The 23264-nt window shown below is 68.9% G+C and carries 23 protein-coding genes, 1 pseudogene and 1 riboswitch; of the genes and pseudogenes, 9 read left to right on the top strand and 15 right to left on the bottom strand.

Translation table 11 applies throughout. The features are described from left to right. Positions 1–204, bottom strand: a pseudogene (locus tag Ato02nite_RS21370) (RNA polymerase sigma factor SigF); the annotation flags it as partial. 301 nt (positions 205–505) lie between these two features. On the opposite strand from Ato02nite_RS21370, the gene Ato02nite_RS21365 reads away from it, so the two are divergent. From Ato02nite_RS21365 to Ato02nite_RS21355, 3 genes are read left to right on the top strand one after another with little or no spacing between them, the layout of a single operon-like run. Then, a complete protein-coding gene (locus Ato02nite_RS21365; protein WP_246607282.1) occupies positions 506–910 on the top strand; it encodes an ATP-binding protein in 405 nt (134 codons plus the stop codon). 29 nt (positions 911–939) lie between these two features. After that, a complete protein-coding gene (locus tag Ato02nite_RS21360) occupies positions 940–1251 on the top strand; it encodes an STAS domain-containing protein (protein WP_213008370.1) in 312 nt (103 codons plus the stop codon). Between the two features lie 3 nt (positions 1252–1254). Next, positions 1255–2484 carry an SLC13 family permease gene (locus tag Ato02nite_RS21355; RefSeq protein WP_213008369.1) on the top strand — a complete coding sequence of 410 codons (1230 nt, stop codon included), beginning with the start codon at positions 1255–1257 and terminating at the stop codon, positions 2482–2484. A gap of 152 nt (positions 2485–2636) precedes the next feature. Here Ato02nite_RS21355 and Ato02nite_RS21350 read toward each other — a convergent pair whose 3' ends face one another. From Ato02nite_RS21350 to Ato02nite_RS21340, 3 genes are all read right to left on the bottom strand, one after another. After that, positions 2637–3362 carry an SDR family NAD(P)-dependent oxidoreductase gene (locus Ato02nite_RS21350; RefSeq protein WP_213008368.1) on the bottom strand — a complete coding sequence of 242 codons (726 nt, stop codon included), beginning with the start codon at positions 3360–3362 and terminating at the stop codon, positions 2637–2639. Between the two features lie 58 nt (positions 3363–3420). Beyond that, positions 3421–4236, bottom strand: a complete 816-nt coding sequence (locus tag Ato02nite_RS21345) for a helix-turn-helix transcriptional regulator (protein ID WP_213008367.1) — start codon at positions 4234–4236, stop codon at positions 3421–3423. 113 nt (positions 4237–4349) lie between these two features. Beyond that, complete coding sequence (locus tag Ato02nite_RS21340) at positions 4350–5921, bottom strand: cation:proton antiporter (RefSeq protein WP_213008366.1); 1572 nt, start codon at positions 5919–5921, stop codon at positions 4350–4352. Between the two features lie 191 nt (positions 5922–6112). Then, a riboswitch (ZMP/ZTP riboswitch) is annotated at positions 6113–6203 on the top strand. A gap of 18 nt (positions 6204–6221) precedes the next feature. On the opposite strand from Ato02nite_RS21340, the gene Ato02nite_RS21335 reads away from it, so the two are divergent. After that, a complete protein-coding gene (locus Ato02nite_RS21335; RefSeq protein WP_213008365.1) occupies positions 6222–7646 on the top strand; it encodes a glycine hydroxymethyltransferase in 1425 nt (474 codons plus the stop codon). A gap of 49 nt (positions 7647–7695) precedes the next feature. On the opposite strand, the gene Ato02nite_RS21330 is transcribed toward Ato02nite_RS21335, so the two are convergent. Further along, positions 7696–8055, bottom strand: coding sequence for a hypothetical protein (locus Ato02nite_RS21330; protein ID WP_213008364.1), 360 nt, complete (start codon positions 8053–8055; stop codon positions 7696–7698). Between the two features lie 90 nt (positions 8056–8145). Beyond that, positions 8146–8646: a metallophosphoesterase family protein gene (locus tag Ato02nite_RS21325; RefSeq protein ID WP_213008363.1), complete on the bottom strand. Its 501-nt coding sequence runs from the start codon at positions 8644–8646 to the stop codon at positions 8146–8148. A gap of 398 nt (positions 8647–9044) precedes the next feature. Here Ato02nite_RS21325 and Ato02nite_RS21320 point away from each other — a divergent pair, with 398 nt between their 5' ends. Further along, on the top strand, positions 9045–11258 hold the full coding sequence (locus Ato02nite_RS21320; RefSeq protein ID WP_213008362.1) for a discoidin domain-containing protein: 2214 nt from the start codon (positions 9045–9047) through the stop codon (positions 11256–11258). Here Ato02nite_RS21320 and Ato02nite_RS21315 read toward each other — a convergent pair. Continuing rightward, complete coding sequence (locus tag Ato02nite_RS21315) at positions 11255–11956, bottom strand: substrate-binding domain-containing protein (RefSeq protein ID WP_213008361.1); 702 nt, start codon at positions 11954–11956, stop codon at positions 11255–11257. The genes Ato02nite_RS21320 and Ato02nite_RS21315 overlap by 4 nt on opposite strands. 108 nt (positions 11957–12064) lie before the next feature. Here Ato02nite_RS21315 and Ato02nite_RS21310 point away from each other — a divergent pair, with 108 nt between their 5' ends. The 4 genes from Ato02nite_RS21310 to Ato02nite_RS21295 all read left to right on the top strand — a co-directional run bounded on the left by Ato02nite_RS21310 (position 12065) and on the right by Ato02nite_RS21295 (position 15706). Further along, a complete protein-coding gene (locus tag Ato02nite_RS21310; RefSeq protein ID WP_213008360.1) occupies positions 12065–13099 on the top strand; it encodes a sugar ABC transporter substrate-binding protein in 1035 nt (344 codons plus the stop codon). Positions 13100–13105: 6 nt separating this feature from the next. Then, entirely contained in the window at positions 13106–14122 is a 1017-nt protein-coding gene (locus Ato02nite_RS21305; RefSeq protein ID WP_213008359.1) for an ABC transporter permease, read from the top strand. Next, positions 14119–14895 (top strand): ATP-binding cassette domain-containing protein, encoded by a 777-nt coding sequence (locus tag Ato02nite_RS21300; RefSeq protein ID WP_213008358.1) that lies wholly within the window; start codon positions 14119–14121, stop codon positions 14893–14895. Before Ato02nite_RS21305 ends, Ato02nite_RS21300 begins: the two co-directional genes overlap by 4 nt. Positions 14896–14956: 61 nt before the next feature. Beyond that, positions 14957–15706 (top strand): class I SAM-dependent methyltransferase, encoded by a 750-nt coding sequence (locus Ato02nite_RS21295; protein ID WP_213008357.1) that lies wholly within the window; start codon positions 14957–14959, stop codon positions 15704–15706. On the opposite strand, the gene Ato02nite_RS21290 is transcribed toward Ato02nite_RS21295, so the two are convergent. The 8 genes from Ato02nite_RS21290 to Ato02nite_RS21255 form a co-directional block, all read right to left on the bottom strand. Beyond that, the gene (locus Ato02nite_RS21290) at positions 15683–16657 is read right to left on the bottom strand and encodes a hypothetical protein (protein WP_213008356.1); all 975 of its coding nucleotides are present in this window, start codon (positions 16655–16657) and stop codon (positions 15683–15685) included. The two genes, Ato02nite_RS21295 and Ato02nite_RS21290, sit on opposite strands and share 24 nt — an antisense overlap. Before the next feature lie 79 nt (positions 16658–16736). Continuing rightward, the gene (locus tag Ato02nite_RS21285; RefSeq protein WP_213008355.1) at positions 16737–16961 is read right to left on the bottom strand and encodes a hypothetical protein; all 225 of its coding nucleotides are present in this window, start codon (positions 16959–16961) and stop codon (positions 16737–16739) included. Between the two features lie 63 nt (positions 16962–17024). Then, a complete protein-coding gene (rhaI, locus tag Ato02nite_RS21280; RefSeq protein WP_213008354.1) occupies positions 17025–18191 on the bottom strand; it encodes an L-rhamnose isomerase in 1167 nt (388 codons plus the stop codon). Further along, positions 18191–18511, bottom strand: a complete 321-nt coding sequence (locus Ato02nite_RS21275) for an L-rhamnose mutarotase (protein WP_213008353.1) — start codon at positions 18509–18511, stop codon at positions 18191–18193. Before Ato02nite_RS21275 ends, rhaI begins: the two co-directional genes overlap by 1 nt. Before the next feature lie 12 nt (positions 18512–18523). Next, positions 18524–19582, bottom strand: a complete 1059-nt coding sequence (rhaS, locus tag Ato02nite_RS21270; protein WP_213008352.1) for a rhamnose ABC transporter substrate-binding protein — start codon at positions 19580–19582, stop codon at positions 18524–18526. A gap of 46 nt (positions 19583–19628) precedes the next feature. Continuing rightward, a complete protein-coding gene (locus Ato02nite_RS21265; protein WP_213008351.1) occupies positions 19629–20606 on the bottom strand; it encodes an ABC transporter permease in 978 nt (325 codons plus the stop codon). Next, positions 20599–21606 carry an ABC transporter permease gene (locus Ato02nite_RS21260; RefSeq protein ID WP_213008350.1) on the bottom strand — a complete coding sequence of 336 codons (1008 nt, stop codon included), beginning with the start codon at positions 21604–21606 and terminating at the stop codon, positions 20599–20601. Before Ato02nite_RS21260 ends, Ato02nite_RS21265 begins: the two co-directional genes overlap by 8 nt. Continuing rightward, positions 21603–23105, bottom strand: a complete 1503-nt coding sequence (locus Ato02nite_RS21255) for a sugar ABC transporter ATP-binding protein (RefSeq protein WP_213008349.1) — start codon at positions 23103–23105, stop codon at positions 21603–21605. The genes Ato02nite_RS21260 and Ato02nite_RS21255 overlap by 4 nt, the downstream gene beginning before the upstream one ends. Positions 23106–23264 lie beyond the last annotated feature (159 nt).

The raw sequence follows: 23264 nt of genomic DNA, 5'->3' as shown, positions 1-23264 counted from the left end.
ACCACGCCCGGAGTAACGATTCGCGAGGTGGCGCGCCAGGGGCAGCCAGGCCTCGATCGCCTTGTCCCGCAGGGCCGGCCGGGACGGGTGCCCGACGGGCATCGCCGCCATCGCGTTGAGCAACTCGGCGGCGCTGTCGACCGGCGCCTCGGCGCCGGCCTTGGTGGCCGTCGAGATCTGCGACGACGTCTGGGTGACGGTCATGCGTGGTCCTCCCTATTACCTAACCGGAGAGCCGGTCCGTTCGTGCTGGACCCGATTCGGTCGGGGTTCTAACAGTGGTCGACGGCGGTCGATACGACTTCGTCGACAACTGCCAAGTAGGCCGTTCGGTGAGTCGACCTTAACCGAGAGGGGGAGAAAAGACTAGCCGAAAGTATGAGTCACTTTGCGTGATGGCAAGTAATACGGAGTGATCAACGGCTGTCGGATGTCCGGCCGGGGGAACCCGTGCGGGCTGGTCGGTCGGTATTTCGATCCGCACTGTCCAGGCAAGATGGACAGCATGACGACGGTTCCATACCCCAGCGCCGCCGAGATATGCCGCTGGGAGCTGGGAGCGTTCGGCGACCTGCGCGACCTGCGGGCCGCGCTGCGCCGGGCCGTGGCCGGCACGATGACCACCGCTACGGGTGACGCCATCGAGCGGATGACCCTGGTCGTCACCGAGCTGGCGACCAACGCGTTGCGGCACGGCCTGCCGCCCGCCGTGGTGCGCCTGCTCCGCGAGGGTGATCGCCTGATCATCGACGTCGCCGACCACGATCGGTACGCCGAACCGGCGGTCGACGCGGGCCGGCCGCTCGGTGCCGGCGGGCTCGGACTGCAGCTCACCCAGACCTTCGCGCTGGACGTCGGGTGGTACGCCACGGACGTCGCCAAACATGTCTGGGCCAGCTTCCCGAGCTGAATGCGCCGGGTGCTGGTAAAAATTCTCCCGTGGCGGACTCTTTCAAGATCGGTCAGGAGCGCGCGGCCGACGGGACCGCGACCTTCCTGCATATCAGCGGCGAACTGGACATTACGACGCGAGATGAGCTGCGCGGCACCATCGTGGCCGCGCTCGACGTGGGCGACGTCGTGGTCGACCTCGCCGACGTGACGTTTCTGGACTCGGAAGCCCTCGCCGCACTGATCGACGGCTACAACGAGGCTCTTCTGCGTTCGGCCGGGTTTCGGGTGATCAACCCGCGTGGCCTGGTCGCCCGGGTACTCGAGGTGTCGGGCGCCCTGGCGCTGTTCGGCGCCTGACGGATGCCCTTCTTCATCTCCGGGGCGCTGCTGGCCGGTGTGCTCGCGTTTGCCGTGGGCCGCCCACGAGGGTTACCCGAGGCGGTCGTCGCGGTGCCGGTTGCGCTGCTCGTCGTCGCGGTCGGCCTGCTGCCCGCGCCGGACGCGGTGGCCGAGATCCGCGAACTCGGGCCGACGGTCGGCTTCCTCGCGGCGGTCCTGCTCCTCGCGTACCTCGCGGGCGAGCACGGCGTCTTCCGGTACGCCGGCGCGCTGACCGCCCGGATCAGCGGTCACCGGCCGACCCGGTTGCTCGCGGCGGTCTTCGTGGCCGCGTCGCTGACCACCGCGGTGCTCAGCCTGGACGCCACGGTGGTGCTGCTCACCCCGGTGGTGCTGGCCACCGCCGCGCGCACCGGGGCCCGAGCCCGCCCGGCCGCCTACGCCTCGGCCCACCTGGCCAACTCGGCGTCGCTGCTGCTGCCGGTGTCCAACCTGACCAACCTGCTGGCCTTCGCGGCGAGCGGGCTGACCTTTCTCGGGTTCGCGGCGGTGATGGCCCTGCCCTGGGTCGCCGTGATCGTCGCCGAGTACCTGGTCTTCCGCTGGTTCTTCCGGGCCGACCTGGGGGCGTCGGCGGACCCGGTCGAGGACGGTGACGATCCGCCGGCACCCCGGTACGCACTGATCGTGCTGGCCCTGACGCTGGCCGGTTTCGCGGTTGCCCAGCCCTTCGGCGTACACCCCGGATGGGTTGCCGCGGCCGGCGCGGTCGCCCTGGCCGTGCCGCACCGGGTCGGACCTCGCGTTCTGCTTCGCGAAGCGAATCTGCCGTTCTGCGCGTTCGTGCTGGCGCTCGGCGTGGTGGTGCTGACCGTCCGGCAGCACGGGCTGGACGCGCTGGTGGAAAAGGTGGTGCCGGAGCGGAACGGGCTGATGCAGCTGCTGGCCGTGGCCGGGATCGCGGCGCTGCTGGCCAATCTGGTGAACAACCTGCCGGCCACGCTGGTGCTGGTCCCGGCGGTGCAGGCCCGGCCGGCGCTGCTGCTCGCGGTGCTGATCGGGGTGAACGTCGGGCCGAACCTGACCTACGTGGGTTCGCTGGCGACCCTGCTGTGGCGGCAGATCCTGCACACCCGCGAGCACCCGCCGGACGCCGGCGACTTCCTCCGCCTGGGCCTGCTGTCCGTGCCGTTCGCGCTGGTGGCGGGCGTGCTGGCGCTATGGGTGTCGCTGCGGATCACGGGAGGTTAGGAACGCACCTCCGCCGCCGCGCCGGGACCGGTTCGGGGAACGACCGGGGTGATCCGGTGGGGGATCGGCGGCGGGGTGCGTCCGACTCAGTCAGTCTTGTCGATGCATCTCGTAACATGCAAGAAATCTGAGTTACGGAACCTCCAGGAGATTCACAGCAGCATGCCGCCGGAGGCCTCGATGCGCTGGCCGGTGATCCACTTGGTGTTGTCGGCGAGCATCGCGACCATCACGCCGGCGATGTCCTCCGGCTCACCCAGCCGGCCGAAGGCGATCTGGCCGCTGATGTGGGAACGGACCGCCTCGTTGTCGCGCAGCGCGCCGCCGCCGAAGTCGGTGCCGGTCGCGCCGGGGGCCACCACGTTGACGCTGATCCGGCGCGGGCCGAGTTCCTTGGCCAGGTAGCGGGTGAACACCTCGATCGCGCCCTTGACCGAGCCGTACGCGGCGTAGATGCCGTCACCGGTGAAGCGGGCCAGGCCGGTGGAGAGGTTGATGATCCGGCCGCCGTCCTTGATCACCGGCAGCAGCTTCTGGGTCAGGAAGAACACCCCGCGGAAGTGCACGTTCACCAGTTCGTCGAAATCCTCGACCGAGAAGTCGGCGACCTTGCCGGCCTTGCCGACGCCGGCGTTGTTGATCAGGAAGTCGAAGTCCTCGCGGCCGAACCGGTCGCGCAGCACCCCGCGCAGTTCCTCGACGAATGCCGGGTACGAGTCGAGGTCGCCGACGGTCAGCCTCAGCGCCACCGCGTCGATCTTCTCGCCCGGGTCGTCCCGGTACGTGTAGATGACCTCGACACCGTCGGCGATGAGAGCCTCGGCGGTGGCCCGGCCGAGACCGCGGTTGCCGCCGGTGATCAGTGCGATTTTGGACATGGTCCTGCCTTCTTTCGTGCTTCTTCTCGGACTTTCGTGCTTCTTCTCGGAAACGGAGTCAGACGGCCGCGAGCAGCTGGAGCTTCTCGTAGCTCGGTGAGCTGGGTACCGCGGTGAAGACCAGCAGCACCTGCGACTGGTCGGGGTCCAACAGGGTCTGGCAGTAAAGCTCCAACTCACCCAATTCAGCGTGCTGGAAACGCTTGCGGTCGAGATGGGTGAGCCCGATCTCGTGCGACCGCCAGATCTCGGCGAACTCGGGACTGATCGCGAGCAGCTCGTCGACGATCTCGCCGGCCCGGCTGTCGGGTGCCGCCGCGTACGCCTCCCGCAGCTGGGCCGTGAAGATGCGCCCGTGCAGCGGGTAGTCGTCGGCCGGGTAGATCAGCCGTGCCGACGGCTCGGTGAACCACCGGTAGACCATGTAGCGGGCCATCCCGGTCCACCGCGTCTCGTCCCCGAGCAGCGCCACCGCCGGCCGGGTCTGGAGCAGCGTCTCGCCGAAGCGGGACATGATCATGGCCGGGGTGTCCGCGAGGCGGTCCAGGATCCGCATCATGCCGGGGCTGATGTGGTCCTCCCGGAGCACCCGCTGCGGCGTCGCGTGCCCGCCCAGCCGGAACAGGTGGTCCCGCTCCTCGAGGTTGAGGTGCAGTGCCCGGGCGAGGGCGGCGAGCATCTGCTCGGAGGGGACCGGCCCGCGCTGCTGCTCGATCCGGCCGTAGTAGTCGGCCGACATCCCGGCGAGCGCCGCCACCTCCTCGCGTCGCAGGCCGCCGGTGCGGCGGCGCTGCCCACGCGGCAGACCCACGTCCTCCGGCTGCAGCGCCTCGCGGCGAGCCCGGAGGAAATCGGCGAGCTGTGCCCGGTCCATGCGAACCAGCCTCCCTTGTTCGACACGACAAGCTTGGCCCGAAAGGGAAATCTGATGAAGGCCGGATCTATCCACGGACAACTTGTCCCTGGCTGCCGTGCGCCACCCCGTCGTTACCCCCGGCCACCCCACTTCTCGCCGGTGTGCTGGGCCGCCTGGCGCAGGTCGAGGTCCTCGATCGCCTTGCGGGCGATGTCCTCGGTCAGCCGGCGCTCCGCGACCGCCTTGCCGAGCGCGGCCCGCTGCGCGTCGTAGTGGGCGTCGATGTCGGTGTCCTGGTCGGTGTCGACCGCCATCACGATCTGCCTCGCCTGTGCGCGCAACTCCGCCGTCTCGGCCTGCTCGGCGGTGAGGTCGAACTTCAGCTTCCGAGCCAGCCAGCCGATCGTGGTGCCCTGGACGAGCAGCGTGCCCAGCGTGACGATCAGGGCGATGGCCTGGATCGCGTCCCGGCCGGGGAACGGCTTGGTGCCGTGCTCGATGGTCGCCGGGATGGCCGCGGCCGCCGCCAGGGTGAGGATGCCGCGCATGCCGGTCCAGCCGACCAGCAGCGTCTCCTTCCTCGTGGGCGGATCGAGTGGCTTGCCGCCCCGGCGGTTCCGCCGCTCCTCGAGACGGCGCACCCGCTGGCGGAAGTGGACGTCCTGCTCGATCCGGCGCTTGACCCGCTCGTCCTTGCGCCGCCACCGGCCGAACAGCACCCACACGCCGAGCAGCCGGAACGCGATCGCGACGACCAGCAGCACCCCGGCCGCCACCAGCGTGCGGACCAGGCCCGGGTCGTCCGATTCGGCGAGGTCCTCGAGGACGAACCGCAACTGCAGGCCGATGTACGCGAAGACGAACGTCTCGAGCAGGAAATCCACCACCGGCCAGAAGGACTCCTCCTGGAGCCGGGTCCGATACCCGCCCGGGTACTGATGCTTCGGATCCAGGGCCAGGTTGAGGCTCACCGCGAATGCGGCCGCCACCACGGCGAGGATGCCGGACGCATGTGCCTCCTCGGCCAGCAGGAAAGCGGTGAACGGGAGCAGCAGGACCAGCGTGGTCTCCAGCGTCGGGTTGCCGAGCCGCTTGCGCAGCCAGAGCGTGGGCACGGACAGTGCCGCACCGATCGCCATGCCGATCCCGGCGTTGCGCACCAGCTCCAGAGCGCCCGATCCGAACGAGGCGTGCTCACCGTTGGCGGCGCCCAGCGCGATGGCGAACAGCGTCAGCGCCGTGGCGTCGTTGACCAGGCTCTCTCCGGTGAGGATCGAGGTGACCCGTTTCGGCAGGCCGATCTCGTCACCGTGGGAGACCGTGGTGATCGTGTCGGGCGGCGCCAGCACCGAGCCGAGCAGGAACGCGGCGGCCCCGCCGATCGTCGGCAGCAGCCACGTCGCGACCAGGCCGAGCACCCCGGCGGTGAACAGCACCAGCATCAGGCCGAGCGTGATGATCGCGTTCATGTTCGCGCCGAACGAGGAGAACGACGCGTTGCGGGTGGCGGAGTAGAGCAGCGGCGGCACCACGATCGCGAGGATCATCTCGCTGTCCAGCTCCAGCCGCGGCACGCCGGGAATGAACGACGCCGCGGCGGCCAGCACCACGATGATCACGCCGGGCTCGATGTGCCGCTTGCGGGCGATCGCGGAGATGGCGATCCCCGCGCCGATGACGATCAGGAGTTGGACACCATTCACTTGATCAGGCTACTGAGCTTCTGGCTTCGCTTCGCTCAGCGGGGCGAACGCGCGGGTCCCGTGGCTAGGGGCGCCCTTGAGAAACTATGTAGTTGGTCGGTGGTTGCGCACAGGGCGTGGCCGGTGCTGGTCCAGGCCTCGCCGGCGAGCGGTTGTCGGACGCCTCCGAGCAGCTGACCGGGGTATGCTTCCCGGCGGGCCGTGACTGGCGCGTTCGGATGGGGAAACCATCGGGGAGCGGTCCCGTCGCCTGACGACCTGCCGTGCGCCTGGGCCTCTGCATCGTGATAGGGAGGTCCTATGTCCGAGCTCAATGCTGAATCCGCAGCCTTCCGCTCCGCGCTCGAGGTCGTGCGCTCCGTCGAGCCGCGCATCGCCGACGCGATCGCCAAGGAACTGCATGATCAGCGCGAATCGCTGAAACTGATCGCCAGTGAGAACTACGCCTCGCCGGCCGTGCTGCTGGCGATGGGGAACTGGCTCTCCGACAAGTACGCCGAGGGCACCATCGGCCGCCGCTTCTACGCGGGCTGCCAAAATGTCGACACCGTCGAGGCGGTCGCCGTCGAGCACGCGAAAGCCCTGTTCAACGCCCCGTACGCGTACGTTCAGCCGCATTCCGGCATCGACGCCAACCTGGTCGCCTACTGGGCCATCCTGGCCGACCGGGTCGAGGTGCCGGCCCTTCGCCGCTTTGAAAAGCGGCAGATCAACGACCTCAACGACGCCGAGTGGGCCGAGCTGCGGCGGGCCTTCGGCAACCAGCGCATGCTCGGCATGTCGCTGGACGCCGGCGGTCACCTGACCCACGGTTTCCGGCCGAACATCTCCGGCAAGATGTTCGACCAGCGGTCGTACGGCGTCGACCGGGCCACCGGCCAGATCGACTACGCGGCGCTGCGCGAGACGGCGCGCGAGTTCAAGCCGCTGATCATCGTGGGCGGCTACTCGGCGTACCCCCGCAAGGTGAACTTCGCGACCATGCGCGAGATTGCCGACGAGGTCGGCGCCACCTTCATGGTCGACATGGCGCACTTCGCCGGCCTGGTCGCGGGCAAGGTCTTCACCGGCGATTTCAACCCGGTCGAGCACGCTCACATCGTCACCACCACGACCCACAAGAGCCTGCGCGGCCCGCGCGGTGGCGCGGTGCTGGCCCAGCCGGAGCTGGCCGACCAGGTCGACCGTGGCTGCCCGATGGTGCTGGGTGGCCCGCTCAGCCACGTGATGGCGGCCAAGGCGATCGCGTTCGCCGAGGCGCGCCGGCCCGAGTTCGCCGACTACGCCCAGCAGATCGTCACGAACAGTCAGGCGCTCGCCGAGGGACTGCTGAAGCGCGGCGTCCAGCTGGTCAGCGGCGGCACCGACAACCACCTGGTGCTGCTCGACGTGCACCCGTTCGGCCTCACCGGCCGCCAGGCCGAGCAGGCCCTGCTCGACTCGGGCGTGGTGACCAACCGCAACGCGATTCCGCAGGACCCGAACGGCGCCTGGTACACCTCCGGCATCCGGATCGGCACCCCCGCGCTGACCTCGCGCGGTCTCGGCACGGCCGAGATGGACCAGATCGCCGACCTGATCCACACGGTCCTGGTCAACACCACGTCGGCCGAGGGTTCCAAGGCCAAGTACAACCTCGACCCGGCCCTGGCTGACCGGGTGAGCAAGCAGGCCACCGAGCTGCTGGCCCCGTTCCCGCTCTACCCGAGCGTCGACCTGGGCTGATTCGTCGTGGAAGCGCCCCGCGGACGCGGGGCGCTTCTTCGCGCTCGGATCAGAGTTCCGCCAAGCTCTTGATCCCGGCCGCCTTGGTGAGTTCCGCCCGGACGTCGGGGCAGGTCTTCAGGGCCTGCGCATCGACCACGTCGCCGTCGAGCTGGTCCACGTGGTCGCCGTAGAGGTTGGCGATGCTCACGGTCAGCTGCGCCATCGCGCCCACCTCGGAGCCGACCGCCTCGATCCGCGGCGCTTCCTTCTTCAGGTGCGCGCACAGCGCCTCCGCCGAGATCGGCGCGTCGGCCTGGGCGGCCGCCGGGGCCGCCGGGGCCGCTTCGTCAGTGGCCGACGCCTTGCACCCGGTCAGCGCGAGAACCGCCGCCAGACCTGCCCACACCAGAACCGGTCGAACCCGCATCCGTCCACCTCGTCAGCTCCGAGAGGCGGCCGACCGCCTCTGGAGACCCAGCCCACCACCCGGCGCCAAAGGTCGGCCAAAGGCGCGAGGTCAGCGCGGCGGCAGCTCGTGCAGCGTCACGCCGGCCAAGCGGCCGTCCGAGATCGTCGCGGTCATGAACGTGGCGGTCGGCTGGCGGCGGCGGTCGGTCGGGGAACCGGGGTTCAGCAGGCGCAGACCCGTCTCGGCAGTCGTGTCCCACGGGATGTGCGAGTGGCCGAAGACCAGCAGGTCGGCGTCGGGGAACCGGGCGGCGCAGCGTTCGGTGCGACCCGCCGACTGGCCGGTCTCATGGATCACCGCCAGGCGCAGGCCGTCGAGCTCGGCGCGGGCGATCTCGGGGAGGCGGGACCGCAGTTGCGGGCCGTCATTGTTGCCGTAGCAGGCGATGAGGCGGGTCGCGCGGGCAGAGATGGCGTCGAGCGTGGCCACGTCCACCCAGTCGCCGGCGTGGATGACGACGTCAGCGGCGTCGATCGCCGCCCAGAGACGCGGCGGCAGGTCTCGCGCTCGCTTCGGCAGGTGGGTGTCGCTGGTCAGAACTAACCGCACGTTCCCACGATAGTGGCCCACGACGAGAGAGCGCTTCCTGGAGTAGATCGCGGAGATTGCCCGCGATGGTGCTTTTGCTGATCAGCGCCGGAACCGGTTCCGGGGTCTGCGTTATCGGCCCAGCGGGCCGCCGTCGCAGGGCGTGAACGGGCAATTGTGAACTTGCTCCGACCTGCTTGTTTGCCCGATCGGGCAAAGACGTATCCCGCACGGTTGTGACATCCACAAGCACCGCACGGTTATCGATCGGTTCCGGAACCTCGGCAACCTCTGGACACGAATGAGCACCCCTACCTAGCTTCGATGGCGGGGGAGCGCTCTCCCGGTAAATGTGGAGAGTTCCGCCTCCCCGAGGGTGCAAGCAGTCCCCCTTGCAATTCCCCGCCCTAGGAGAAGCAATGACCATCCCCAGTAGCTCCGCACCTCCGCGGAGGCGCTCCCCCTGGCGCCTCGGTGCGATCGGCGGCCTCGTGGCCGCCGTCATCGCCGGGTACGCCGCCTTCACCACCGTCGGCGCCAGCGCCGCGGAGACCCTGCTCTCGCAGGGCAAACCGGCCACCGCATCGTCCACCGAGGCGGCCGGCGCCTACCTCGCGTCCGAGGCCGTCGACGGGAACCTCGGCACCCGCTGGGCGTCGGCGTTCTCCGACCCGCAGTGGTTGCAGGTCGACCTCGGCAGTTCGCAAGCGATCACCCGGGTCGAGTTGAACTGGGAGACCGCGGCCGGCAAGGCGTTCCAGATCCAGGTGTCCGACAACGCCTCGACCTGGACCTCGATCTACTCGACCACGACCTCGACCGGTGGCAACCAGTCGCTGACCGTGAGCGGCACCGGGCGCTATGTTCGGATGTACGGCACCCAGCGGACCACCGGCTACGGCTATTCACTCTGGGAGTTCAAGGTCTACGGCGGCACCCCGACGACACCCCCGACCACGACGCCGCCCACCGGGCCGACCGTTCCGGCGGGCGGTTCCCTGGGCGCCAACGTGATCGTCTTCGACCCGAGCCAGTCGAGTGCGTCGATCCAGAGCCAGGCCGACGCGATCTTCCGGCAGCAGGAGTCGAACCAGTTCGGCACCCAGCGGTACGTTCTGGCGTTCAAGCCGGGCACCTACAACGGGCTGAACATCCAGGTCGGCTTCTACACCTCGGTGGTCGGTCTTGGGCAGAACCCGCAGGACACCCGGATCAACGGTGACGTCACCGTGGACGCGGGCTGGTTCAACGGCAACGCCACCCAGAACTTCTGGCGGTCGGTGGAGAACCTGTCGCTGTACCCGGTGTCCGGTGACGACCGGTGGGCCGTCTCGCAGGCCGCGCCGTTCCGGCGGATGGACATCCACGGCGGCGTGAACCTGGCCCCCAACGGCTACGGCTGGGCGTCCGGCGGCTACATCGCCGACTCGCGGATCAGCGGGGTCGAGGGTCAGTACTCCCAGCAGCAGTGGTTCACCCGGAACAGCCAGATCGGGTCGAACTCGAACGCGGTCTGGAACCAGGTGTTCGTGGGTGTGCAGGGCGCTCCGGCGACCAGCTTCCCCAACCCGCCGTACACCACGATCGGGTCGGCACCGGTGATCCGGGAGAAGCCGTACCTCTACCAGACCGGCGGCAACTACGCGGTCTTCGTCCCCAACCTGCAGACCAACGCGTCCGGCGCGACCTGGGTCAACGGCAACACGCCCGGTACCTCGCTGCCGCTGTCGCAGTTCTACGTGGCCAAGCCGGGTGACTCGGCGGCGACGATCAACCAGGCGCTCGCGCAGGGCCTGAACCTGATCTTCCAGCCGGGTATCTACCACGTCAACCAGACGATCAACGTGACCCGGGCGAACACCGTGGTGCTCGGCCTCGGCTACGCGACCATCATTCCGGACAACGGCGTCACCGCGATGCAGGTGGCCGACGTGGACGGCGTGAAGATCGCCGGCGTGCTCTTCGACGCGGGCACCACCAACTCGCCGAACCTGCTGGTGGTCGGGCCGTCCGGCTCGAACGGGAACCACGCCGGCAACCCCACCACCATCCAGGACGTCTTCTTCCGGATCGGTGGCTACGTCGCGGGCAAGGCCACCAACAGCCTGCTGGTCAACAGCAACAACGTGATCATCGACCACATCTGGGCGTGGCGGGCCGACCACGGCAACGCCGGCACCTACGGCTGGACCGTCAACACCGCGGACACCGGCCTGATCGTGAACGGCCAGAACGTCACGGCGTACGGCCTGTTCGTCGAGCACTACCAGAAGACCGAGGTGCTCTGGAACGGCAACGGCGGCCGTACGTACTTCCTGCAGAACGAGCAGCCGTACGACCCGCCGTCGAACGCCGCGTGGCGCAGTGACGGTGTCGGCTACCCGGCCTACAAGGTGGCCGACAGCGTGACCAGCCACGAGGCCTGGGGCATGGGCAGTTACGCCTTCTTCCAGAACAACCCGGCCGTGCACTCGGCGAACGGGTTCCAGGCGCCGGTCAACGGCGGGGTGAAGCTGCACAACATCTTCACCATCTCGCTCGCCTCCGGCACGATCGACCACGTCGTCAACAACATCGGCGACGCGGCCACGGCCGACGCGGTGGTCCCGCGCACGGTGACCAATTTCCCCTAAATCGCCAGCTCGCCGCTGCCGCGCGAGATCAGAGTCGTCGGGATCCTGATCTCGCGTGGCGGCCCGTCGAAGCCGTCGATGCGCTCCACGAGCGCATCGACGGCTGTTCGTCCCATCCGGACCGGGTCCTGCGCCACCACGGTGACCGCCGGTTCGAGCAGGTCAGCGCCGGGGAAGTCGAAGCCGACCAGCGCGACGGCCTGGTGCGCACGACGCAGCGCCCGGACCACGCCGATCGTGATCGTCGGCTGGGCCGCGAAGATCGCCGTCGGTGCCTGCGGGCCGCGCAGCACCGCGATCGTCGCCCGTTCCGCCGCCGCCTCGTCGTGCAGGTCGTGCACCGCCGGGCCGGCCCGCCGGCCGATCGCCCGCAGATAACCCCGATGCCGCTCCCGCTGAGTGGTCAGCGTGCGCATTCCTCCGAGGTACGCGATCCGGGTATGGCCGTGGGACACGAGATGGCGGACGGCACCGGCGGCACCGGCCACGTTCGTCGACATCACCGAGTCGCGGTCCCCGGCGTGATCCACGAACACCACCGGGAGTCCGCCGGGATCGGGTCCATCGGTGATCAGTCCGTCGAGATGCCCGGCGAGCACGTGGAAACCGCGCGCCCGGCACTCGGCCGCGACGGCCCGGTGAAGAGCCGGATTTTCCAGCAGAACGCCGATCGTGCGGGTCCGCAACTGAAGGGCCATGCCGACCTCCAAACACCGAGCGCTACGCAATCGAAACACATCGTTGACATGTTGTGAACACGGCCGTTGACTGAGGCAGCGATATCGCTCAATCGATTTGGAGGAGGTATGCGGGATCCCACCAAATCCTCAGCCGCGATCTGCGCGCTGCTGCTGGCCCTCGGCACAGCAGCCGCTTGCAACCGCGGTTCCGGCGAAGAGGTCGTCGGACTGATCACCAAGACCGACACGAACCCGTTCTTCGTACAGATGCGAAAGGGTGCGCAGGACGCCGCGAAGGCGCAGGGCGTCGAACTGCAGAGCTTCGCCGGTAAACAGGACGGTGACAACGAGGCCCAGGTGCAGGCGATCGAGAACCTGATGTCGTACGGCGCCAAGGGCTTCCTGATCACCCCGAACGACTCCAAGGCGATCGTCCCCTCGATCGACAAGGCGCACGAGCAGGACATGCTGGTGATCGCCCTGGACACCCCGGTCGATCCGCCCGACGCGGCGGACGCCACCTTCGCCACCGACAACTACCAGGCCGGCAAGCTCATCGGGCAGTGGGCCAAGGCGAAGTTCGAGAAGGAGGGCAAGCAGGCGAAGATCGCCATGCTCGACCTCAACGCCAACCAGGTCTCCGTCGACGTCAAGCGGGACCAGGGATTCCTGGACGGCTTCGGCATCCAGGTCGGCGACGCCAACCGGATCGGCGACGAGAACGATCCGCGGATCGCCGGGCACGACGTCACCGACGGCGCCGAGGACGGCGGCCGGACCGCGATGGAGAACCTGCTCCAGAAGGATCCGTCGATCAACCTCGTCTACACCATCAACGAACCCGCGGCGGCCGGCGCCTACCAGGCGCTCAAGTCGGCCGGCCGGGACAAAGACACGGTCATCGTCTCGATCGACGGCGGCTGCCCGGGTGTGGACAACGTGTCCAAGGGCGTCATCGGCGCCACGTCGATGCAGTTCCCGCTGAAGATGGCGCAGCTCGGCATCGACGCCATCGCGGCGTACGCCAAGGACGGCACCAAGCCGCAGGTGACGCCGGGCAAGGACTTCTACGACACCGGAACCCAACTGATCACCGACGACCCGCAGGCCGGCGTGGAGGCCAAGGACTCCGCGTGGGGCAAGCAGAACTGTTGGGGGTGAACACGCATGGCCACTGCTTCCGCAACTGACTTCGACGTGCGCCGGAACGACTCGTTCGGCCTGCGCCTGCAACACGCCCTGCACGCCAACCCGGTCCTCGGACCGCTGGCCGTCCTGATCGTCGCGATCATCGCGTTCTCGATCGTCAACGGCCGGTTCCTCACGGCGACCAACCTCTCCCTCGTACTTCAGCAGGTCACCGTGATCGCGGTCCTCGCCCTCGGGCAGACGCTGATCATCCTGACCGCCGGCATCGACCTGTCCGCCGGCGCCATCGCCGTCTTCTCCTCGATCCTGATGGCGAACTTCTGCACCAAGGCCGGGATGCCCGGGATCATCGCGCTGGTGCTCGGGCTCGCCTGCGGCACCGCGATGGGCGCGGCCAACGGCTTCCTCGTCACCCGGATCAAACTGCCGCCGTTCATCGTCACCCTCGGCACGCTGACCATCTTCTTCTCGCTGAACTCGGTGGTCAGCAACAGCGAAACCGTGCGCGGCACCGACATGCCCGGCCTGATGACCTGGACCGGCAACTCGATCCCGATCGGGAACTTCCGGCTCACCTACGGCTCGATCATCATGCTGCTGCTGTTCGCCTACTTCTACTACGCGCTGGGCCGCACCGCCTGGGGCAAACACGTCTACGCGACCGGTGACGACGTCGAGTCGGCCCGGCTCGCCGGCATCCGGACCAGCCGGGTGCTGTTCTCCGTCTACACCGTGGCCGGCCTGCTCTACGCGGTCGGCGGCTGGATCCTGATCGGACGGCTCGCCTCGGCCAGCCCGAACGTGGGCGTCGAATACAACCTCGACTCGATCACCGCGGTCGTGCTCGGCGGCACCAGTCTCTTCGGCGGCCGGGGAAGCGTCATCGGCACCCTGATCGGCGCCCTCATCGTCGGCGTCTTCCGCAACGGCCTGCAACTGGGCGGTGTCGAGGTCGTCTGGCAGGGCTTCGCCATCGGCCTGCTGGTGCTGGTCGCGGTCTCCCTGGACCAGTGGATCAGGAAGGTGAAGACGTGACGACTCCAGTGCTCCAAGCGAAAGGCCTGACCAAACGGTACGGCCGGGTCGTCGCGATCGACGGCAGCGATCTCGAGCTCTACCCCGGCGAGATCCTCGCGGTCATCGGCGACAACGGCGCCGGCAAGTCCAGCCTGATCAAGGCGCTCTCCGGCGCCCTGATCCCGGACCAGGGCGAGATCTTCCTGGACGGAAAACAGGTCCATTTCCGTACGCCGATGGACGCCCGCTCCGCCGGCATCGAGACCGTCTACCAGACCCTGGCGGTGGCCCCCGGCCTGGACATCGCCGACAACCTGTTCCTCGGCCGCGAGGAACGCAAGCCGGGCGTGCTCGGCTCGGTCTTCCGGATGCTCGACCGCGGTCACATGCGCGCCGAGGCGAAACGGCACATGAGCGAACTGGGCGTCGCCACCCTGCAGAACATCGGCCAGGCGGTGGAGTCGCTCTCCGGCGGCCAGCGCCAAGCGGTGGCGGTGGCCAGGTCGGCCGCGTTCGGCAGCAAGGTGGTGATCCTCGACGAGCCGACCGCCGCGCTCGGCGTCAAGGAGGGCAACCGGGTGCTCCAGCTGATCCGCGACGTCCGCGACCGGGGCCTGCCGGTAATCCTGATCAGCCACAACATGCCACACGTCTTCGAGGTGGCCGACCGCATCCACATCCAGCGCCTGGGCCGGCGAGCCACGGTGATCACCCCGAAGTCCCACTCGATGTCCGAGGCGGTGGCCATCATGACCGGCGCCGCCGAGCCACCACCCGAGGCCGCGGCCTGACCGCCCGCGCGGTGCCGCCCGAGGGGGCGGCACCCGCGCGCGGTCCGGTCGAGAATGCGATATGGAGAAAATCGACTACGACGAACGCCTGCATGCCGTTTACGCCGCCGGCCGGCGGATGTCGCCCGACGCGCTGGCCACGTGGATGGCGGCCTTCGCCCGGCACCTGCCGCCGACCCGGCCACTGACCTGGTTGGACCTGGGTTCGGGCACCGGCCGGATGACCCCGTCCCTGGCCGGGGCCTTCGGTGGCCCGGTGCACGGGGTCGAGCCGTCGGACCGGATGCGGGCCCAGGCCGTCGCACACCCGGCCGTCACCTACGCGTCCGGGTCGGCCGAGCGGATCCCGCTGCCGGATGCCTCGTGCGACGCGGCCCTGCTGTTCTTCGTCTGGCACCACGTGGACGACCAGGAAAGTGCTGCTCGCGAGCTGCTCCGAGTGGTCCGGCCGGGCGGCACGCTGTTCGTGCAGGCCAACTTCGCCGACCGGATGCCCGACGTCTGGTGGTTCCGGGTCTTGCCGGAGTGGCTGGAGACCGACCGGGCCCAGTTCGGCTCCGAGGAAGAGGTCAAGAACGACTTCACCTCCGCCGGGTGGACGCTCGTCGCGCACGACCAGGTCACCTGGCTCCGATCGGCCGGCTTGGCCGAGGATGTCGAGCGGCTGAGACTGCGATCGGTCTCGGCCTTCGAGCTGATGGACGAGGAGGCCGCGGAGGCCGGCTTCGCGAGGATCACCGCGGCCCTGTCCACACTCGACGACGGTCCACAGTTCGAGACCAGCAACCTACTGGTGTTCCGGCGCCCGTAGCAGGGTCAGGGCGGCCACCTCGGCGATGTCGCCGTCCAGGAAAGGCCAGTGCGGCACCGGGGCCGGTGCTTCGGCGGCCGCCGCCAGGTCGGCTCGGACGTCCGGGTCGATCGCGGCGGTCACCCGGGCGAGGCCGATCGCCGCCGACCATCGTTCGGCCCGGTTCTCGGCCCGCCGGTGCCGATCGGCCAGCGCCGCGACCAGGGTCTCGTCCTCGGTGCCCGGGGCGCAGAGGCCGGCCGCAACGCAGGCGACCGACGCGGCGATCGGATCGGGATCGGCCTCGATCATCCGGCGTAACCCGGGCAGGGCCGTGGCCCGCTCCTCGGGGAACCAGGCGAGCAGGTAGGCGGCGTAGATGCGGTCGGCCGGCGGTTCCGCGTCCAGGAGGGCCGCATAGGCCGGGGCGTGCGCCCGCACCGCGTCGTACGCCGCGATGTCCCACTGCCGGGCCCGCCGGTCGTCCTCGACGTCGGCGAAGAGAGCGCGGCGCGCCCGGGCCTGGCGCTCCTCCTCGTCGGGGGCGGCCTCGATCCAGGCGTCCTGCTCGGCCTCCAGTTGCTCGACGGTCAGCGTCGACAACCGGGCCACCTCGACCCGCTCGGCCGCGGCGTCGGGCTGTTCGATCAGCCAGTAACTCTCGTCGCCGGTGGCGATCGCCCGGAGCACATCGAGCGCCGCGAACCGGTCCGGGATGGCCGGATCGGTCACGATCGCGACCAGGAACGGCACCGCCGCCGCACTGGCCGGGGACCGCGAGCCCTGGTGGACGAGGATCTCGCTCAGGCGCTCGTAGGCGGCGCGACGCCGCTTCGACTCCGCCTTCGCCGAGCGGAGCGGGTGTTTCGCCGAGCGGAGCACACGGAGGCAGGCGGGGATCTCGGCGGGTGGCCCGGCCGGCATCAGCGCCGCCCAGTCGATCCCGTCGGCGCCCAGCAAGCGCTCCGGCATGGCCGCCACGGTATCGCCACGGGTGACGGGAAAAGACCTCGCCCCGAGGACGCGGGGGCATCCTCGGGGCGGCGGGGGGTCACTTCTTCTTTTTGCCCTTCTTTCCGCCTTCCCCGGCGAAAAGCTCGGCGAGCATCTGTTCGTCCCGTTCGCCGGCTCGCTGCTGGGCGGTCTTCTGTTCGGGGATGGCCACCTTCCAGAAGACGCAGAGCAGCACAGCCATCCAGGCCCACCACGGGATGCCCGACTCCGGACCGAACAGATTGCTGGTCACGGTATAGGCCTTGGCCAACATCTCGTCCATCGGTCGCTCCTCGTTGTCGGGGACGGCCGCAAGAATCGGTTGCCGGCGGTGGTGGCTTAGCTTTTACGCACCCCATCCCGCCTGGTTGCCGCCCACCCGGTCGGCGATGATCTTCTCGTCGTAACCGCTGCGCTTGTAGGCGGCGATCGGGTCGGGGTCCAGGCCGCTGTCCGCGCGGACCTCGGCCAGCAGCGGGCGCACGTCGGTGTTGTAGGCGTCCATGAAGACCGCGTTCGACTCCAGGACGTCGCCGGACTGCTGGGCGGCGAACAGGGCGTCCCGGTCGACCAGCAGGGCCTTGGCGGTGGCCTCCTGCACGTTCATCACCGAGCGAATGATCGCCGGGATCTTGCGCTCGATGTTGTGGCACTGGTCGAGCATGAACGCGATGCCGTACGAAGGGTCGAGCGCACCGGCGCGGACGATCTCGTACATGATCCGGAACAGCTGGAACGGGTCGGCGGCCCCGACCATCAGGTCGTCGTCGGCGTAGAACCGGCTGTTGAAGTCGAAGGCGCCGAGCCTCCCCTGGCGGAGCAGGAACGCGACGATGAACTCGATGTTGGTGCCGGGGGCGTGGTGGCCGGTGTCGATGCAGACCGTCGCGCGCTCGCCCAGCTCGATGCAGTGGGCGTACGACGTTCCCCAGTCGGGCACGTCGGTCGCGTAGAAGGCCGGCTCGAACAGCTTGTACTCGAGCAGGATGCGCTGCTCGGCGCCGAGCCGGTCGTACGTCTCGCGCAGCGCCGTGGCCAGCCGGTCCTGCCGGGTGCGCAGGTCGTCCTGGCCGGGGTAGTTGATGCCGTCGGAGAACCACAGCTTGAGGTCCTGCGAACCGGTCTGATCCATGATGTCGATCGCCTCGAGCAGGTGATCGGTGGCCTTTCGCCGCACGCCGGCGTCGGGGTTGGTGACCGAGCCGAGCTTGTAGTCGTCGTCCTGGAAGACGTTGGTGTTGATCGCACCGATGCCCACGCCCAGGTCGGTGGCGTACCGCGTGAGGGCGGCGTAGTCATCGACGGAGTCCCAGGGAATGTGCAGCGCCACCGTCGGCGCGACCCCGGTGAACCGGTGCACGACCGCCGCGTCGGCGATCTTCTCCTCCGGGTTGCGGGGCACCCCGGGCTGGGTGAACACCTTGAAACGGGTGCCCGAGTTCCCGTACGCCCAGGACGGGGTCTCGATGCGCTGCGCGGTGAGCGCGCGTTTGACTGCGGCGAGGTCGGTCATCAGTGGTTCTCCTCCAGGTGAAACACCTCGGTCAGGAGCGGGAAGCCGTCGTTCGGGCCGGCATCGGCAAAGAACGGCGCCATCTCGGCCTGCCATCGGGTGTTGACGTCCAGCGCCTCCATTGCCGCCTGGGACGTCGAAAGGTCGTCCGCTTCCACGTAACCGATCAAGAGACCGTCGGGGCGGAGGAACAGGGAGTAATTGCGCCAGCCGGTGGCCCGAAGTGCGTCCTGCATCTCGGGCCACACGGACTGGTGCCGCTCCACGTACTCCGCGAGCCGCTCGGGGCGGATCTGAAGCTGGAAGCAGTAGCGAGGCATGGTCGTCCTGCCTCAGAAGTTGAACTTGTCGATGTTTTCGGTGGTGAACTCGGTCGGCGGGCCGAGCACGATCTCGCCGTCCTTGCCGATCGTGTATTCACCGAGCTTGCCGGCGGTGAACTTGTCGCCCTCGGCTCCGGAGATCTGCCCGGACGCGAGCGCGGCACCGGCGTAGGCGGCGAGGTAGCCGATGTCGGCCGGGTTCCACAGCGCGAACTTCTTGACCGTGCCGTCCTTGACGTACTGGCGCATCTGGTTCGGCAGGCCCAGGCCGGTGACCTGCACCTTGCCCTTGTAGGACGAGGACGAGATGTACCGCGCGGCCGCCGCGATGCCCACCGTGGTCGGGGCGACGATGACCTTCAGGTTCGGGTACGACTGGAGCAGGCCCTGGGCCTCCTGGAACGACTTCTGGTCGTCGTCGTTGCCGTAGGCGATCTTGACGAGCTTCAGCTTGCTGTATTCCGGCTTGGCCAGCTCGGTCTTCATCACCTCGATCCAGGCGTTCTGGTTGGTGGCGTTCGGGGTCGCGGACAGCACCGCGATGTCACCGGAACCGCCGGCCTGCTCGAGCGCCATCTTCGCCAGGGACTCACCGATGCCCTGGGTGGTGGCCTGGTTGATGAACGCGTCCCGGCAGTCCTTGGAGGCGTCCGAGTCGAACGTGACGACCTTGATCTTCGCGGTCCGGGCCTGGTTGAGCGACGGGCAGACCGCGTTGGGGTCGTTCGCGGCCACCACGATCACGTCCTGCTGCTGCTGGATCAGGGTGTTGATGTAGGAGACCTGCGACGAGGCGGCCGCGTCGTTCGGGCCGACCTTCTTGTACTCGCCCTTGAGCTCCTTGACCGCCTCTTCGCCGCCGCTGGTCTCGACGTCGGAGTAGGGGTTGTTGAGCTGTTTGGGCAGGTACGCGATCTTGAGGCCCTCTTTGAGCTTCGCGTTCGGGTCGGCGGTGGCCGAAGCCTGGGTGCCGGCGGAATCCGACTGGTTGTCCTTGGTGGTGCCACCACAACCGGCGGCGACCAGGAGCGTCGCCGCAAGAACAGCGGCCAAGCGGTGTCGCGACATGCTTGCTCCTTCTTTCAACTTTCAAAACGGGGGAGGGGGAGCGCCGTCAAGCGGCGGACTGGCGCAGTTTGCGGCGCTGCCAGTTGCCGCGGATCGAGCTGATCAGGTTGGGAAGCAGGACGGACAGCACGAGCAGGGCGCCCGTGACGATGTTCAGCGCCTGCCCGGAGACGTCCTCCAGGCGCAGCGCGTTCTGCAGCGCGGTCAGCAGCACCACGCCGGCGAGGACGCCGGGCAGGCTGCCCTTGCCGCCGAAGATCGAGACGCCGCCCAGCAGGACGGCCGCGACCACGGCGAGTTCGAGTCCGGCGCCGTTGTCGGCCCGGGCGCTGGAGTAGCGCAGCGTCCACAGCACGCCGACCAGGCCGGCGACGGCACCGCTCACGACGTACAGCCAGAATTTGGTCCGGGCCACCCGGATGCCGGCGAAGTGCGCGGCCTGGGCGTTCGCGCCGATCGCGTAGAGCGAGCGGCCGACCGGGGTGGCGTGCAGGATGACCCCGAAGATCAAAGCCAGGACCACAATCAAGATCAGAACATTGGGTACGGCTCCGCCGCCGATCGTGCCGGTCACCCAGCCGGTGTAGTTGAACGGGAAGTCGGCCACCGCGCCGTCGCCCAGCACCACCAGGGCGAGGCCGCGGTAGAGCGCGAGGGTGCCGATCGTGACGGCCAGGGACGGCAACCCCAAACCCGTGATCAAGAACCCGTTGAGTACACCGGCCACCGCGCCGATCACGATGCAGAGCGGGATGATCGTCTCGATCGAGAGGCCGTGGTTCCAGAACCAGCCCATCAGCGAGCTGGTCAGGCCCAGGGTGCTGGCCACCGACAGATCGATCTCGCCGGTCACGATGATGAACGTCATCGGCAGCGCGACCAGGATGATCGGCAGCAGGTCGAGCACCATGAAGGTGAAGTTCCGGCTGGTCCCGAAGTTGTCCACGACCAGGGACGCGATGATCAGCACCAGCACGGTGAGCGCGATGATCGCGGTGTCCCAGGTGGCGAACTTCCTAGACATGCGCGTCCCTCTTTCGCAGCGAGCGGGCGATCCGGACCGCGACCAGGCGGTCGGCGCCGATGGCCAGGACGATCAGGGCGCCGACGATGGCCTGCTGCCAGAACTGGTTGATGTCGAGCACCGCGAGGGCGCTGCTGATCACCGTGAGCAGCAGCGCGCCGAGGCCGGCGCCCCAGACCGTGCCGCTGCCGCCGAACACCGCGACCCCGCCGACCACGACCGCGGCCACCACGTTCAGCTCGTAGCCCGTGCCGGCCGACGCGTCGACCGTGCCGAACCGGGCCGCGAACAGCACCCCGGCAAGGCCCGCGAGGGCACCACTGAGGACGAACGCGCCGAGCAGGTTGCGGGCTACCTTGATGCCGGCCAGCTCGGCGGCCGGCGGGCTGGAACCCATCGCGTACAGCTCGCGGCCGACCCGGTAGTTGCGCATCACCCAGGTGGTCGCACCCACCACGAGCAGCGCGATCAGCACCAGCCACGGCACCCCGAGCAGGTTGTCGTTGGCGAAGTTGAGGAAGTGCGCGGGCAGCTCGTCCGCGTTCACCTGCGAGCCGCCGGCCCACGAGTAGGTGATGCCGCGGTACATGTAGAGCGTGCCCAGGGTCACGACCAGCGCCGGGACCTTGCCGTAGCGGACCAGCACGCCGTTGAGCAGGCCCGCCGCGGCGCCGACGGCGAGGCCGACGAGGATGGCGATGATCATCGGCAGGCCCGGGTGGTCGCTCATCACGGTGGCGACCGCGAAGGCCGAGATGCCGAGCACCGAGCCCACGCTCAGGTCGATGTTCCGGGTGATCACGACGACCGCCTGGCCGGTGGCCATCACCGCGAGGATCGCGGTGTTCAGCAGGTTGTCGCGGACGCTCTGCCCGGACAGGAAGCGCGGATTGTTGATCGTCGTGTAGAGGACCAGGGCCGCGAGCGCGAGCACGATGCCCAGCTCCCGGGTCTTCAGGATGTCGAACTTGATCGGCGGCCGAGCCGCAGCGGGCGTCATGCCGCCTCCTGACCCATCGCGGCGTACATGACGGACTCTCCAGTTGCTTCGTCGCGGCTCAGGATCGCGGCGACGCGGCCCTCGCGCAGCACCACGACCCGATCGGCCATGCCCAGCACCTCGGGCAACTCGGACGACACCATGACGACTGCGAGACCGTCCGCGGCCAGCGACGACATCAGCCGGTGCACCTCGGCCTTGGTGCCGACGTCGATGCCCCGGGTCGGTTCGTCGACGATCAGCAACTGCGGGCTGGTGGAGAGCCACTTGGCCAGCACGACTTTCTGCTGGTTGCCGCCGGAGAGGGTGCCGACCGCGTCGGAGAGCGAGCCCAGCTTGGTCTGCAGCTTGCTCGTCCAGGTCGCCGCCGCCTCCCGTTCGGCGCCGCCGAACAGCAGGCCGAGCCGGGCCAGCTTGCGAGCCCGGGGCAGGGTCACGTTGCGCTCGATCGACAGCTCCATGACCAGGCCCTGCTGACGGCGGTCCTCCGGGACCAGCGCCAGGCCGGCGGCCATCGCGGCGCGCGGCGAGCCGGGCTTGAGGCGCTTGCCCTTCACCTTGACGGTGCCCGAGTCGTACGGGTCGACGCCGAACACGGCCTGCATCACCTCGGACCGGCCCGCGCCGACCAGACCGGCCAGGGCCACGATCTCGCCGGCCCGGACCGTGAACGAGATGTCGCGGAACACGCCCTCCCGGCTCAGCGCGGAGACCTCGAGCATCACCTCGCCCGGCTCGACCGTCTGCTTGGGGAAGAGCGCGCTCAGATCGCGGCCGACCATCCGGCGGATCATGTCGTCGACGGTGAGGTCGGCGACCAGCTCGGTGGCGACGTGCTTGCCGTCCCGCATGATCGTCACCCGCTCGCAGAGCGCGGTGATCTCCTCGAACCGGTGCGAGATGAACAGGATCGCCGCGCCCTCGTCGCGCAGCGACCGGACCACCGAGAACAGCCGCTCGACCTCGACCGCCGACAGCGCGGCCGTCGGCTCGTCCATGATCAGGATGCGGGCCTCGCTGGACAGCGCCTTGGCGATCTCGACGAGTTGCTGGTCGGCGATCGACAGGCCGCGGGCCGGGCGGGTCGGGTCGAGCTGCACGCCCAGGCGGCGGAACAGCCGCTCGGCGTTCGCGTGCATGGCCTTGCGGTCGATCTGCCGGAGCCGGGTCAGCGGCTGGTTGCCCATCGCGATGTTCTCCGCGACGGACAGGTCGGGGAAGAGGGTGGGCTCCTGGTAGATCACCGCGATCCCGGCGGCCTTGGCGTCGGCGGGGCCGGCGAAGTCGACGTCGGTGCCGTCCATCCGGAGCGTGCCGGTGTCGGGGCGGTGCACGCCGGCCAGCATCTTCACGATCGTGGACTTACCGGCACCGTTCTCCCCGACGAGGGCGTGGGCCTCACCGCCGTACAGCGGGAAGCTGACGCCCTGCACTGCCGCGACCGCGCCGAAGGATTTCGTCACGTCGTGGACCTCGAGCAGAGCCGTTGCCTCCGCCACGAGCCACCTCCCGGTCGTGGGTTGAAATGTTTCACAAACGTAGGTGGCGCCAATCACACATGTCAAGCGTTGGATGGAAACGCGGCGGAAACACGGCCGTTGCGCAGGTGGCAGGTACCGTAAGATGCTGCTTCAACGTTTCAACGGGAGGACTTGGCG

Origin of the sequence: Paractinoplanes toevensis, from assembly GCF_018332695.1 — a bacterium.
GTDB classification, from domain to species: Bacteria; Actinomycetota; Actinomycetes; order Mycobacteriales; family Micromonosporaceae; genus Actinoplanes; species Actinoplanes toevensis.
The sequence above is the reverse complement of the archived record's forward strand: the minus strand, read 5'-3'. Positions and strand labels throughout refer to the sequence as shown.